This is a genomic window from Bradyrhizobium sp. Ec3.3 (genome assembly GCF_000472925.1).
GTDB lineage: Bacteria > Pseudomonadota > Alphaproteobacteria > Rhizobiales > Xanthobacteraceae > Bradyrhizobium.
Window position 1 is genome coordinate 142,204 of the sequence record NZ_AXAS01000016.1, and the last position, 13,203, is coordinate 155,406.

The following is a 13,203-nucleotide window of genomic DNA, read 5'->3' on the forward strand; positions in this document are numbered from 1 at the left end:
GCTTGATAGAGCGGCGCGGCTCATGTCCTTTGTTCTCGTGCAGGTGATCGTCGGCGGGCTCCTGCTCGGTGCCGTCTACGCCCTGTTTTCCTCCGGCCTCACCCTGGTGTGGGGCATGATGAACATCGTCAATTTCGCGCATGGCGATTTCGTCATGCTCGGCATGTACGTCGCCTATGTCGTCTACACCTTGATGGGAGGCGGGCCGCTTCTCGGCGCGCCGCTGGCTGTGCTGGTGCTGGCGACGCTCGGCGTCGTCGTCTATTTCGGCCTGATCCGCGACATCATGAAGGGGCCGATGCTGGCGCAGATCCTCGGCACCTTCGGTCTGGCATTGCTTTTGCGCTATTCCGTGTTCTGGTGGTTCGGTGCCGACTTCAAGTCGCTGCCGCAGAATATCGTAGGCGGCACGTATGCGGTGGCGGGGCTGCGCCTAGAGGCGTCGCGGCTGCTTGCCGGCGTCGTCGCGCTGCTGGTTACGCTCGGCCTGCACCTGTTGCTGACGCGCACCTCACTCGGCTCGAAAATGCTCGCGGTGGCGGAGGATGCAACCGCCGCCCAGCTCATGGGTATCCGGCCCGACACGATGCAGGCGATCGCCTGGGCGATTGCGGCGGGTGCGACGGGACTTGCCGGCGCGCTGATCGCGAACTTCTTCTACATCGTGCCGACGGTGGGCGAAACGCTCGGCATCGTCGCCTTCGTCACGGTCTCGCTCGGCGGTTTCGGCAGCGTGCCAGGCGCGCTGGTTGCGGGCCTTCTGATCGGGGTCATCGAGTCGCTGTCGGGCTTCCTGATCGGCGCAGTCTACAAGGACATCGTCGTCTACATCCTGTTCCTGTTCTTCCTGTGGTTCCGGCCGCAAGGCCTGATGGGGAAGGTGTGATGCGGCGCCTGCTCTGGCTGTCGGTACTGTCAGCGGTCGCGATCGCTTATCCATTGCTGCTGTCCTCGCCGTTCCAGCAGCGCCTTGGCGCGCTGGTGCTGCTCTATGCGATCGCGGCCTCGGCCTGGAACATCGTGGGCGGCTATGCCGGGCAGGTCTCCGTCGGCCATGTCGTGTTCTTCGGCTGCGGCGCCTACGCGGCGATGGGCGCCTACGCCAAGTTCGGTCTGTCGCCGCTATTCGGCATTCCCGGTGGCATCGTGATTGCGGCGGCGCTGGCGGCCGTCATCGGCGTGCCGACGCTGCGCCTGTCTGGTCACTATTTCAGCATGGCGACGATTGCGGTGGCCGAGACGATGCGGCTGATCGTCACCAACACGGATTACCTTGGCGCGGCGGTGGGCCTATCCGGCCCGACGGTCGCCCGCAACATCTTCGATCTCTCGTTCATCTCGTCGCTGCCCTACTACTATCTCTTCCTCCTGGTTCTTGCGATCACGCTCTTCATCACCTGGTGGATGACGAACAGCCGGATGGGATTCTATCTGCGTGCGATCAAGGATTCCGAGCGTGCCGCGCGCTCGCTCGGTGCGCCCGCGAGTCGCACGAAACTTTACGCGTTCATGCTGAGCGCGGCGCTGACGAGCGTCGCCGGGGCGCTCTATGCGATGATGTTCGGTTTCGTCGACCCCGAGTCCGGCCTCGGCATCCTGATCTCCGTGAAGATCCTGATCATGGCCGCGCTCGGCGGGGCAGGGCTGCTGTTCGGTCCGCTGGTCGGCGCCGCAATCCTCGTGCCGCTGGAGGAAATCTCCAACAGCGTGCTTGGCGGCAAGGGCGCAGGCCTCACCTTCGTGGTCTATGGCGCGATCATCGTGCTGATCGCGCGCTTTCAGCCCGGCGGCATCTTGAGCCTTTTCAAGCGCCGGCCCAAGCCGGGAAGCGAAGTGGGAGCGCCTCATGCTCCTTGAAGCGCGCGGCATCACAAAGGCCTTCGGCAGCTTCAAGGCGGTCGACGATGCCTCCGTGACGCTAGAGCAGGGCGATATCCTCGGCCTGATCGGGCCGAACGGCGCCGGCAAGTCGACCTTCTTCAACTGCCTTACCGGCGATCTCAGGACGACCGCAGGCCACGTCCTGTTCGAAGGCCGCGATATCACCGATCTCGCGCCGGAGCGGCGCGCGCAGCTCGGGCTCGCGCGCACCTTCCAGGTGCCGCAGACGTTCGAGGGCATGACGGTGCTCGAGAACGTCATGATCGGCGCGTTCCTGCGTACCAAGCCTCGCGCCGAAGCCGAGGCCAAGGCGCGCGCGGTGCTGGAGCGGGTCGGGATGATCAGGCTAGCGGATGCGCCGGCGCGCTCGCTCGGCACGCCCGGCCGCAAGCGCCTGGAGATTGCCCGTGCGCTTGCCACCGAGCCGAAGCTGCTGCTGCTCGATGAAGCGATGGCGGGTCTCAATGCGCATGAGGTCAGGCTCGCAATCGATCTGGTGCGCGACATCCACCGCGCCGGCATCACGCTTGTCATCGTCGAGCACATCATGGAAGTGATCATGTCGCTGGCGAGCCGGGTGATGGTGTTTCACCAGGGCAAGGAGATCGCCCGCGGCAGCCCGCATGAGGTAACGGCGAACCCGGCGGTGATCGCGGCCTATCTCGGTACGCGTGCCGCCAAAGCGGCTGCCGGCCACACGCCGATCGAACTGATGGGCGGCCCCACATGAGCGGGCTTCTGCTTCGGATCGAGCACCTCGAAGTGCGCTATGGCGACCTGATCGGCGTGTCCGACGTATCGCTGGAAGTCCCCAAGGGCAGCATCGTCGCGCTGCTCGGCTCCAATGGCGGCGGCAAGACCACGACGCTGAACGCGATCGCAGGCCTGATCCCGGTACATTCAGGCACGATCAGCTTTCGGGGCGAGGCAATCGCGGGCCAACGGGCCTTTGCGATCGTGCGCAAGGGGCTTGCGCTGTCCCCGGAGGGCTGGCGGCTGTTCGTGCAGCAGAGCGTCGAGAACAATCTCCTGCTCGGCACGACGCCGTTGCACGACAAGTCGCGCAAGGCGGCGCTGCTCGAGCGTGTCTACGAGATCTTTCCGCGGCTCAAGGAACGCCGCAACCAGCGAGCGGGCACCATGTCGGGCGGCGAGCGGCAGATGCTCGCGGTCGGCCGCGCGCTGATGAGCGACCCGAAACTGTTGATGCTGGACGAGCCGTCGCTCGGGCTGGCGCCGGCGGTCGTGGAGTCCATGTACGAAACCTTCGGCCGCCTGCATCGCGAGGGCCTGACCATCCTGCTCGCCGAGCAGTCGATCGAGCTTGCCCTCGAAGTCTCCGATTTCGCAACCGTCTTGCAGGTGGGCAGAAGCGTCTTGTCCGGCACCGCGACGGCGCTGGCGAACGATCCGCAGGTGCAGAAGGCCTATCTGGGGGCAGGGTGAGACGGACGCGGCCCGTTACTTGATCTTGTCGTAGGCGGCCGCAAAATCGGTGAGCGGCATCGGGATGTTGATGGTCTCCTTGGACATGTTCTGGAAGGAGACCTTCAACTGCTTGCCGGATTTCAGCGCCGCAAGCAGGTCCGCGGAAATCGGCGTCGAGACGTAGCAGCCGCGATTCTCGCAGGTCTGGATCGGCAGGTCGACCGTCTTGCCCTCGTCGACCTGGAGCTTGGCGCCGACGGGGATATTGAGGCCGAGTGGCAGCTGGATCAGCGCCGTGGGTACGCGCGTGTCGGCGGGCACGCGGATGTTGATCAGCACGATGAGCTGTCCCGTCTTGGTCAGCACCGCGTTCTGCTCGATCGCGCATTCCAGCGGTGCATCGCGGCTCGCGCTGGTGCAGCGCGCGGCCCAGCCTGCTTGCGGCGCCGGCGCAACGTCGGCCTGCGGCTGCGCGGCAGGAGCCGCGGGCTGTGCGGCCTGGGGCGGAGCCGCCTTGGATTTGGTGCCCTGGGCGTGAGCGGATCCGCTCCACAGCAAGGCAACCGAAAGGAGGGCGGCAAGATTGGAGCGCATGGACATGAAATATCGCTTTGGCTTGAAAGGAGGGAAACGTGCCGGAATTGGAATTGCGACGCTTGCTTACTCGGCCGCTTCCTTGACCGCGCCGTGTTCGGTCGTCTCGGGTTCGCTCTGCTTGGAACGGCCCCAGCCGGAGAACCAGTTGGAGAGCTCGTCGAGATAGAGATAGACCACGGGCGTCGTGAACAGGGTCAGGGCCTGGCTGACGATCAAGCCGCCGACCATGGCATAGCCGAGCGGCTGGCGGATTTCGGCGCCGGTGCCGTGCCCGAGCATCAACGGCACGCCGCCGAGAAGGGCCGCCATCGTCGTCATCATGATGGGGCGGAAGCGGAGCAGCGCGGCCTGGCGGATCGATTCCGCCGGCGTCTTGTGCTCATCGCGTTCGGCCGCGATCGCGAAGTCGACCATCATGATGCCGTTCTTCTTCACGATGCCGATCAGCAGGATGATGCCGATCAGCGCGATCAGGCTGAAGTCGAACCCGGCCGCCATCAGGATCGCGAGTGCGCCGACGCCGGCCGAAGGCAGGGTCGAGAGAATCGTGATCGGGTGGATGTAGCTCTCGTAGAGAATGCCGAGGATCAGATAGACCACGACGAGGGCTGCCAGGATCAGCAGCGGCACGGTGCCGAGCGACTGCTGGAAGGCCTGCGCGGTGCCCTGGAAGCTCGAATTCAGCGTCGCCGGCGCGCCGAGATCGGCCATCGCTTTCTGCACGGCTTCCGTGGCCTGTCCCAGCGCCATGCCCTGTGCGAGGTTGAAGCTGATCGTGATCGCCGGGAATTGGCCCTGATGGCTGATCGAGAGCGGGCGCACCGGATCGGTCGTCCAGGTCGCAAACGTCGAGAGCGGCACCTGGTCGCCCGTTAGCGGCGATTTCAGGTACAGCTTGTTCAGGCTGTCGAGGTTACCCTGCATCTCCGGCAGGATCTCCAGGATCACGTGATAGCTGTTGAGCTGCGTGAAGTACTGGGTGACCTGGCGCTGGCCGAACGCGTCGTAGAGCGTGTCGTCGATCAACTGCGGCTGGATGCCGTAGCGCGAGGCGGTGTCGCGATTGATCTTGAGCTGAACCGTGGTGCCCTGGGTCTGCTGGTCGGTCGCGACATCGCGTAGCTCCGGCAGCGTCTGCATCTTGGCGAGGATTCGGGGCGCCCAGTCATTGAGTTCGCCGAGGTCGGCGTCCTGCAACGTGAATTCGAATTGGGTGCGCGTCGGCCGGCCGCCGAGTCGAACGTCCTGGGCTGCCTGCATGTAGAGGCGAGCGCCTTCAACCTTGTCGAACTTCGGACGCAGCCGCGCAATGATCTGCTGCGCCGAGGCCTCGCGCTCGTTGCGGGGCTTCAGCGTAATGAACAGGTTGCCGTTGTTGCCGGCCCGGCCGCTGCCGCCGATCGCCATGGCGACGCTGGCGACGTCGGGATCGGCCATGATGATCTTGCCGAGTTCCTCCTGCCGCCGCACCATGTCCTTGAAGGAGATGTCCTGCGAGGCTTCGGAGGTCGCCGTGATCAGGCCGACGTCCTGCTGCGGGAAGAAACCCTTCGGGATCAGAATGAACAGATAGACCGACAGGGCGAGCGTGGCGAAGAAGATCGTGAGCGTGGTGCGGCGCCAGCTCAAGGCGAGGTCGAGAATGTGTTCATAGCCGCGCAGCATCGCGTCAAAGGCGCGTTCGCTCCATTGATAGAAGCGGCCGTGCTTCACCTCGCCATGGGCGCGCAGGAAGCGCGAGGCCATCATCGGGGTCAGCGTCAGCGACACGAACATCGAGACGAAGATCGTCATCGCGAGCACGACGGCGAATTCGCGGAACAGGCGGCCGATGATGCCGCCCATCAGCAGCAGCGGGATCAGCACCGCGACCAGCGAGATGCTGATCGACACGATGGTGAAGCCGATCTCCTTGGCGCCCTTGTAGGCGGCGGCGAGGGGAGAATCGCCGTTCTCGATGTAGCGCGTGATGTTTTCGAGCATCACGATGGCGTCGTCGACGACGAATCCGACCGCGATCGTGAGGGCCATCAGCGACAGATTGTCGAGCGAATAGCCGAACACCCACATCAGGGCGCATGCGCCGAGCAGCGCCAGCGGAACCGTGACGGTGGGAATGACGGTCGCCCAGAAGCTGCGCAGGAAGATAAAGATGACCATGACCACCAGGACGATGGTCAAAAGCAGCGTGAACTGGACGTCCTCGACCGCGGCGCGGATGGTCGTGGTGCGGTCGCTGATCAGCTCGATCTTGATCGCCGGCGGGATCGCGGCCACCAGCCGGGGCAGGGTTGCCTTGATCCGGTCGACCGTCTCGATGACGTTGGCGCCGGGCTGCTTGAACACCACCAGGAACACGCCGCGCTTGCCGTTGGCCCAGGCCGCCTGCTTGGCGTCCTCGGGACCGGTGACGGCCTGGCCGATATCGCGGATTCGCAGCGGCCCGCCGTTGCGATAGGCGATGATGACGTCGTTCCAGTCCTTGGACTGGAGCAGCTGGTCGTTGGCGTAGATGGTATAGGCCCGTTTCTCGCCGTCGATATTGCCCTTGGGGCTGTCGACCGTCGTGATCGCGATCTGGCTGCGCACGTCTTCCAGCGACAGGCCCTTGGCCACCAGCTTCGCCGGATCGATCTGCACGCGAACCGACGGCTTCTGCTGGCCGCCGATGAACACCTGCGCCACGCCGGAGATCTGGCTGATCTGCTGGGCGAGCTGGGCGTCAACTGCGTCACTGACGGTGGTCAGCGGCAGCGTCTCGGACGTCGCCGACAGCAGGAGGATCGGCGAGTCCGCCGGGTTGACCTTGCGATAGGTTGGCGGCGAGGGCAGGTTTTTCGGCAACTGGCCGCTGGCCGCGTTGATGGCGCCCTGCACGTCGTTGGCGGCGCCGTCGATGCTGCGATTGAGGTCGAACTGGATGGTGATCGAGGCTGTGCCCAGATAGCTCGTCGATGTCATCTGGGCGATGCCGGGAATCTGCGCGAATTGGCGCTCCAGCGGCTGGGCGACCGAGGAGGCCATCGTCTCCGGGCTGCCGCCGGGCAGGTTCGCGGTGATCTGGATGGTCGGGAAGTCGACCTGCGGCAGCGGCGCGACCGGCAGCAGGGGGTAGGCGACGAGGCCGACAAAGAGAATGCCGGCCATCAGCAGCGATGTGCCGATGGGATAACGGATGAAAGGTGCCGAAATCCCGCCGTCGTTCATTCCTGTCGAACCTTGTTCTGGCCCGGAGTCGAACTTGCGACCGCCGTAGAGACGAGGCTTCCAGGCTGCACCTTGAACTGACCGCCGGTGATCACTTGTTGTCCCGGGCTAAGTCCTTCATCGATCACCGAGCGTCCATCGATGGAGTAGCTGACCTTGAGCTTGCGCAGTTCAGCCTTGTTCTCCTGATTGACCGTATAGGCGTAGAGACCGTTGGTCGAATGCTGGACCGCGTCGTCGGGGACCACGGTAGCGTCCTTCAGCGTCCGCACCAGAAGGCGCGTCGAGACCGATTGGCCCGGCCACAGCGTGTGGTCCTTGTTGTCGAACACCGCCTTCAGCCGAATAGTCCCGCTGCTCGTGTCGACCTGGTTATTGATGACGGCGAGCTTGCCCTCAGCGAGCGTCTTCTTGCCGTCGGTCGTCAGCGCGATCACCTTGAGCGCGCCGGCCTTCTGGCCCTCATTAATATAAGGCAACTGGTCCTCGGGCGCAGTGAAGATCACCGTGATCGGTTCGATCTGGGCAATGGAGACGATCGCCGTCTGGCTGGAGGCGTTGACGATGTTGCCGATATCGACCTGGCGCAGGCCCGCGACGCCCGTGATTGGCGACTTGACCTGGGTGTAGTCGAGCTGGGTCTGGGCATTGGAGATCGCGGCCTCGTCGGCTGCGATCTGCGCGGTGAGCTGGGCGACGGTGGAGCGCTGGGTGTCGGTCTGCTGCCGGGTCGCGAATTCACCGAGCTTGGTATAGCGCTGGAGGTCGAGATTGGCGTTGGCGAGGTTCGCCTCGTCCTGCTGCTTCTTGGCCTTGGCCTGGTCGAGCACGGCCTGGAAGGGGCGGGGATCGATCTCGACCAGAAGGTCGCCCTGGTTGACGATCTGGCCCTCGGTGAAGGCGATCTTGTCGATCTGGCCGTCCACCCGGGTCCGGACCTGCACGGTATTGAAGCCCTGAACCGTCCCGAGCCCGGTCAGATAGACCGGGAAATCAGCCTGCTGGACCGGTGCGATGGTGACAGGAACTGCGACCGGCCGCGGCGGGCCCTTCTGCGCGGTCTGGGTTTTGGCGGCGTCCGGACCATAGAAGCGTTGCCAGCCGAAGTAGCCTGCCACGGCCACGGCTGCGATGAGGGAAAACCACAGAATCGGCCGCGACTTTTTCATATCGGCTTCGTATCGGCTCGCTTGCCCAAAGGTTGAATTATGGGTCTCTGAAAGAGTTCCGGCGGCAGCCTGTATAATACACGCCAAGTTCCAGTGTAAACAACACTGTCGCTTGAGAATCCTAAACAATCGGAAAGCTTTGCATCCGATCCGGGCTGCGTGCGCACATCGTGAACAGCCGTTCTCTTGGGCAGCCTGTTGGGCACCAGCATCGATCAACGTGCAAAGGTTTCGCGATGCTCGCACGCCGCGTGCGCAATCCGAAGCGGCGCTGACGGGCCAAGACCTTCGGATGCAGTCGCGCCGTCCGAGCCAGAACGGTTCTAAATTGATTGCGCCGTGTTTCCGTTGTCAGCCCATGCGACGTCGTCCATATCAGCGCCCGCACAACGGGAGCGCACGATGGACGAACTGAACGGCAAGATGATCGCATGTCAGATTCTGATCACGGGCCTGATCGCGCGCGTCGCCAACGAGCAGGGCGATCCCTTGCGCTTCCTGACCGACTTTCGCGACGAGATCAAAGCCGTCGTGAAGGGCGTCAACATCGCCGGCATGGACAACACCGATGGCGTCCGTTCGGTCGCACAAGCGACCGTCGACGAGTTGTTCTCGCTGATGAAGCCGCCGAGCAGCGATTGATGCTGCAAACTCCGAGATCACGAGGCGCAGTTTTTCAGTTCTTTAGAACGCTTACAAACTAGCTCCTTAGAACGATTTCAAACTCCAGATTAGAATCGTTTTGATCTGGAAGTATTCAAAGCGTTCTCACGGGTTGCCCGCATTGACCACATATTTTGTGGCCGATACCAACGCCCAACGTTCATCGCGAATGACGCGCATGAGCGATCATGAAAATGGGGCGTGTGGTAATGGGGCAGGTGGTTGCACCGAAGTCGCTGCGATCGTTCGCGGCAATCGATTTCATCGACGAAAGGTTCGAAGGCGGCTCTGGCAAGGCGGCATCAGCCGTTGCCGGATTGATCGCGGTGGCATCGTTCTCGGGCGCCGCCGAGGCGCAGCAGTCGAATCTTCCCCCCGTCAGCGTCGATGCGCCAGTCGAGCGCCCGCGGCCTGCCGCCTCGAAGCCATCGCCGGAGCAGATTCGTGCGCGCAATGCGCTTCGCCGCGCGGCGCAGCGCGAGCAGGCGCAACAGACCGCAGCTGCGCCGTCCCAGAGCGCAGGCGCGCCGGACCGCGATCCCTATGCCGATCCGGCAGCTCCCTACAAGGTCGATCACGTGCAGGCCTCGGGCAAGTTTCCCGAGCCGATTCTGAACACGCCGAAGACCATCACCGTGCTCAGCAAGGAAGTGCTCGAGGACAAGAACGCCACGACGCTGAAGGAGATAGGTCGCTCCACCGCCGGCGTGACGCTGGGCTCCGGCGAGGGCGGCAACGCATTCGGCGATCGCTTCTTCATCCGCGGCTTCGATGCGCGCAACGACGTCTTCATCGACGGCATTCGCGATCCCGCCGTTAGCATCCGCGAGAACTTCTTCACCGAGCAGATCGAGATCCTGCGCGGACCGGCTTCGTCCTATGCCGGTCGTGGCACTGCGGGCGGCGCCATCAACATCGTCACGAAGCAGGCCGGCGACGCGAACTTCAAGCGGATGGATACCGAGTTCGGCACCGACATGACCAAGCGCGTTACGCTCGACGTCAACCAGGTCATCGACCCGACTTTCTCGGTCCGCACCGGCGGCCTGTTCCAGGATGCCAACGTCGCCGGCCGCAATTACGTGACCGACAATCGTTGGGGTACCTTCGTCTCGACCAAGTACACCCCGACCAACGACATCAAGATCACGACGAACTACGTCCACACCGATCTCAGCGGTTTGCCGGATTTCGGCGTGCCCTACTACAAGCAGGGCAATGTGCCGGTCACCGAGGCTGGCATTCCGCGCCAGAACTGGTACGGCTTCGTCAACCGCGACTTCCAGACCGCGCGGCAGGACTTCGGCACCGGCACGATCGAGTACAAGGTCAACGAAGCCATCACGCTGAGCAGCAAGGTTCGCGGCGAGCACTCGCTGCTGAACTATATCGGCACGCTGCCGCAGAACCCGAATACGACCAACGTCAATCCGCTGCTCTGGACGACCACGGCCAGTGCGCAGAGCCGCTACCAGAACGTGGACGTGTGGGCCAACCAGAACGAGGCCACGTTCAAGCTCGACACCGGTGGGGTCAAGCACACCGCAGTGTTCGGCGTCGAATATGCGAACGAAAACATCTCGATCGACCGTTACACCGGTCTCTCCTCGGAACTGTTCGGCGGCGGCTCAACGAGCAACGGCGCCGTCCAGAACGTCAATCTCTATTCCCCTCAGTACACTTTTCTCTCCGGCTTCGGCACGCCGTCGCTGGTTGGAAACCCGACGCGTTATGGTGTCAACACCAGCAGCGTCTACGTCATGGACACCGCGAACTGGCAGGACACCATCATCGTCAATGGCGGTGTCCGCTATGATGGCTACAGCCAAAGCTCTTCGACAAACTCGGCTTATCTCAAGCAGAATGCCGATCTCGTCAATTACAACGTAGGCCTGCTCTACAAGCCGATGTCGATCGGCAGCATCTACGCGGCCTATGCGACCTCGGCCAATCCGTTCGGGTCGGAGCTTGACGCAACCGGCACCGATTACGGTGGCGTTCCGGCTAACACGGCTATTCTGCTCGCCCCCGAGCTCAACAAGGCGGCCGAAATCGGCACCAAATGGGAACTCGCCGACCGCCATCTGCTCGTGACGGGTGCACTGTTCCAGACCACGAAGGACAACGCCCGCGAGACCGTCAACGGCCTGCTGACTTCGGGCGCGGCCTACCGCATCCAGGGCATCGACATCGAGGCCGAGGGCAAGATCACGGACCGCTGGAGCATCTTCGGCGGCCTGGTGCTGATGCAGTCGAAGGTCACGCAGAGCGGCATCGCCTCCAACATTGGCCTCCAGCTGGCTAACGTCGCCCACCAGTCGTTCAGCATGCTCACCAAGTACAAGTTCGACGACGGTTGGGAGCTCGGCGGGCAGGCGGTGTATCGTTCCAAGGTCTATGGCGGCACGTTTGCGGCCAACACCGGCAACGAACTGCCGAGCTACTGGCGCTTCGACGCGTTCGTCGAAAAGAAGATCGACAAGAACTGGACCATGAAGCTCTACGCGCAGAACCTGACCAACAAGCTCTACTATGACACGCTTTATCGCAGCGCCGTGCCGTTCGTGGCCGTCGCGCCGGGACGGGCGTTCTATCTGGTCACGACGGCCAAGTTCTGATCATGCTGACCTGCATACCCGGCGTCTTGAGCAAGGATGATGTGGCGGAGTTCCGCCGCATCATGGATGCGAGCGAGTGGGAAGACGGCCGTTCGACGGCGGGTGCGCAGTCGGCGATGGTCAAGCGCAATGAGCAATTGCCACCGGACAGCGACGTCGCGCGCAAGCTCGGCAACCGCATCATCTCGGCGCTGACGTCGAACCCGCGCTTCCTGGCGGCGGCGATCCCGCTCCAGATCTTCCCGCCGCTGTTCAACCGCTATGCGGCGAGCGGCGGGCACCATTTCGGTCTGCACGTCGACAACGCGATCCGCGGCGATCGCCTGACCGGCCTTCGCATCCGCACCGACCTGTCGGTCACGCTGTTCCTCGCCGAACCGGAGGAATATGACGGTGGCGAACTCGTGATCGAGGACACCTACGGTTCGCACGAAGTTAAGTTGCCGGCCGGCGACTGCGTGCTGTACCCCTCGACCAGCCTGCATCTCGTCACGCCGGTGACGCGGGGCGCGCGGGTGGCGTCTTTTTTCTGGCTGCAGAGCATGGTACGGGATGATCAAGCCCGCAGCCTGATCTTTGACCTCGATACCGCCGTTCAGGCGCTGGCGCAGCGGCTTGGACGCGACGACCCCGAAACGGTCAAATTGACGGGTATCTATCACAACCTCATTCGCTACTGGGCCGAAGTATGAAGACCACAACTTTCCGAGCGAGCCTTTGCCGAGCAAGCCTTGCCGCAGCCGTGATGCTCGCGGTGATCGCCCTCGCAGTCCCCGTTTCGGCACAGCAGCAGGCGGCAACGCCGCCAGCCACATCGCAGCCGGCCGCCACTCCGGCGGCGCCACCAGCCGCAGCGCCTGCGGCGACGGCTGCCCCCATGGCGCCTGCGGCCGAGGCTGCTGCGTCGACTGATGCCGGCCGCACGCTGAAATCGACTGCGCCTGTGATGAAGGAGCTGTCGCCCTGGGTGATGTTCATGTCGGCGGACATCATCGTCAAGGCGGTGATGATCGGGCTCGCCTTCGCCTCCCTCGTCACCTGGACCATCTTCATCGCGAAATCGATCGAGCTGACGCTGGCACAGGGCAGGGTGCGCGCGGCTCTGAAGAAGATCGCCGACGCACGCTCGCTGGCAGAGGCCCAGTTTGCGCTTGGTGCCAAGGAAGGCATCCTGCCGTCATTCCTTGCGGCCGCACTGCGAGAGGCGCGGGCGTCCGCGGGGATTTCCAGCGACGCCGGCATCAAGGAACGCGCCGCCTCGAGCTTTGCCGAGATCGCCCGCGCGGAGTCGCGGCGGATCCGGATCGGCATGGGCGTGCTTGCGACCATCGGCGCCACGTCGCCCTTCGTCGGCCTGTTCGGCACCGTCTGGGGCATCATGAACAGCTTCATCGGCATCTCGAAGTCGCAGACGACGAACCTTGCGGTCGTCGCGCCCGGCATCGCCGAAGCGCTGCTTGCGACCGCGATCGGCCTCGTCGCGGCGATCCCCGCCGTCATCATCTACAATCATTTCGCGCGCATGACGAAGGGCTATCTCGAGCTCGTCAGCCGCGCCTCGGGTGCGGCGGCGCGGCTGCTCTCGCGCGACCTCGACCGCAGCCACGGCAGCGTTCATTCGCGCACAGCGGCGGAGTAGG

The 13,203-nt window shown here is 63.8% G+C and carries 11 protein-coding genes; 8 read left to right on the forward strand and 3 right to left on the reverse strand.

Going from position 1 to position 13,203, the window contains the following annotated elements:
- Positions 1–22: 22 nt before the first annotated feature.
- The 4 genes from YUU_RS0118490 to YUU_RS0118505 are packed head-to-tail and all read left to right on the forward strand — an operon-like array spanning position 23 to position 3,327.
- Positions 23–886, forward strand: coding sequence for a branched-chain amino acid ABC transporter permease (locus YUU_RS0118490; RefSeq protein ID WP_027523737.1), 864 nt, complete (start codon positions 23–25; stop codon positions 884–886).
- On the forward strand, positions 886–1,857 hold the full coding sequence (locus YUU_RS0118495) for a branched-chain amino acid ABC transporter permease (RefSeq protein ID WP_027523738.1): 972 nt from the start codon (positions 886–888) through the stop codon (positions 1,855–1,857). The genes YUU_RS0118490 and YUU_RS0118495 overlap by 1 nt, the downstream gene beginning before the upstream one ends.
- Positions 1,847–2,611, forward strand: a complete 765-nt coding sequence (locus YUU_RS0118500) for an ABC transporter ATP-binding protein (RefSeq protein WP_027523739.1) — start codon at positions 1,847–1,849, stop codon at positions 2,609–2,611. The genes YUU_RS0118495 and YUU_RS0118500 overlap by 11 nt, the downstream gene beginning before the upstream one ends.
- Positions 2,608–3,327 carry an ABC transporter ATP-binding protein gene (locus YUU_RS0118505; protein WP_027523740.1) on the forward strand — a complete coding sequence of 240 codons (720 nt, stop codon included), beginning with the start codon at positions 2,608–2,610 and terminating at the stop codon, positions 3,325–3,327. Before YUU_RS0118500 ends, YUU_RS0118505 begins: the two co-directional genes overlap by 4 nt.
- Before the next feature lie 15 nt (positions 3,328–3,342).
- Here the strand turns inward: YUU_RS0118505 and YUU_RS0118510 are convergent, their stop codons facing one another.
- Genes YUU_RS0118510 through YUU_RS0118520 form a run of 3 tightly spaced genes read right to left on the reverse strand, consistent with a single transcriptional unit; the run spans position 3,343 to position 8,282 of the window.
- Positions 3,343–3,909 (reverse strand): invasion associated locus B family protein, encoded by a 567-nt coding sequence (locus YUU_RS0118510; RefSeq protein ID WP_027523741.1) that lies wholly within the window; start codon positions 3,907–3,909, stop codon positions 3,343–3,345.
- Positions 3,910–3,969: 60 nt separating this feature from the next.
- Positions 3,970–7,113, reverse strand: coding sequence for a multidrug efflux RND transporter permease subunit (locus tag YUU_RS0118515; RefSeq protein WP_027523742.1), 3,144 nt, complete (start codon positions 7,111–7,113; stop codon positions 3,970–3,972).
- Positions 7,110–8,282 carry an efflux RND transporter periplasmic adaptor subunit gene (locus YUU_RS0118520; protein WP_027523743.1) on the reverse strand — a complete coding sequence of 391 codons (1,173 nt, stop codon included), beginning with the start codon at positions 8,280–8,282 and terminating at the stop codon, positions 7,110–7,112. Before YUU_RS0118520 ends, YUU_RS0118515 begins: the two co-directional genes overlap by 4 nt.
- 402 nt (positions 8,283–8,684) lie before the next feature.
- Between YUU_RS0118520 and YUU_RS0118525 the strand changes: the two genes are divergently transcribed.
- From YUU_RS0118525 to exbB, 4 genes are all read left to right on the forward strand, one after another.
- Positions 8,685–8,924 (forward strand): hypothetical protein, encoded by a 240-nt coding sequence (locus YUU_RS0118525; protein WP_027523744.1) that lies wholly within the window; start codon positions 8,685–8,687, stop codon positions 8,922–8,924.
- Between the two features lie 230 nt (positions 8,925–9,154).
- Positions 9,155–11,563: a TonB-dependent siderophore receptor gene (locus YUU_RS0118530; protein ID WP_027523745.1), complete on the forward strand. Its 2,409-nt coding sequence runs from the start codon at positions 9,155–9,157 to the stop codon at positions 11,561–11,563.
- Between the two features lie 2 nt (positions 11,564–11,565).
- A complete protein-coding gene (locus tag YUU_RS0118535) occupies positions 11,566–12,255 on the forward strand; it encodes a Fe2+-dependent dioxygenase (RefSeq protein WP_027523746.1) in 690 nt (229 codons plus the stop codon).
- Complete coding sequence (gene exbB, locus YUU_RS0118540; RefSeq protein ID WP_027523747.1) at positions 12,252–13,202, forward strand: tonB-system energizer ExbB; 951 nt, start codon at positions 12,252–12,254, stop codon at positions 13,200–13,202. Before YUU_RS0118535 ends, exbB begins: the two co-directional genes overlap by 4 nt.
- Position 13,203: the final 1 nt, after the last annotated feature.

What these genes read in the sequence shown, in the direction of transcription:
- YUU_RS0118510 (WP_027523741.1), bottom strand. Translation starts at nt 3,909, where the DNA reads ATGTCCATGCGCTCCAATCTTGCCGCCCTCCTTTCGGTTGCCTTGCTG.
- YUU_RS0118525 (WP_027523744.1), top strand. Translation starts at nt 8,685, where the DNA reads ATGGACGAACTGAACGGCAAGATGATCGCATGTCAGATTCTGATCACG.
- YUU_RS0118530 (WP_027523745.1), top strand. Translation starts at nt 9,155, where the DNA reads ATGGGGCAGGTGGTTGCACCGAAGTCGCTGCGATCGTTCGCGGCAATC.
- YUU_RS0118505 (WP_027523740.1), top strand. Translation starts at nt 2,608, where the DNA reads ATGAGCGGGCTTCTGCTTCGGATCGAGCACCTCGAAGTGCGCTATGGC.
- YUU_RS0118500 (WP_027523739.1), top strand. Translation starts at nt 1,847, where the DNA reads ATGCTCCTTGAAGCGCGCGGCATCACAAAGGCCTTCGGCAGCTTCAAG.
- YUU_RS0118520 (WP_027523743.1), bottom strand. Translation starts at nt 8,282, where the DNA reads ATGAAAAAGTCGCGGCCGATTCTGTGGTTTTCCCTCATCGCAGCCGTG.
- YUU_RS0118495 (WP_027523738.1), top strand. Translation starts at nt 886, where the DNA reads ATGCGGCGCCTGCTCTGGCTGTCGGTACTGTCAGCGGTCGCGATCGCT.
- exbB (WP_027523747.1), top strand. Translation starts at nt 12,252, where the DNA reads ATGAAGACCACAACTTTCCGAGCGAGCCTTTGCCGAGCAAGCCTTGCC.
- YUU_RS0118515 (WP_027523742.1), bottom strand. Translation starts at nt 7,113, where the DNA reads ATGAACGACGGCGGGATTTCGGCACCTTTCATCCGTTATCCCATCGGC.
- YUU_RS0118490 (WP_027523737.1), top strand. Translation starts at nt 23, where the DNA reads ATGTCCTTTGTTCTCGTGCAGGTGATCGTCGGCGGGCTCCTGCTCGGT.
- YUU_RS0118535 (WP_027523746.1), top strand. Translation starts at nt 11,566, where the DNA reads ATGCTGACCTGCATACCCGGCGTCTTGAGCAAGGATGATGTGGCGGAG.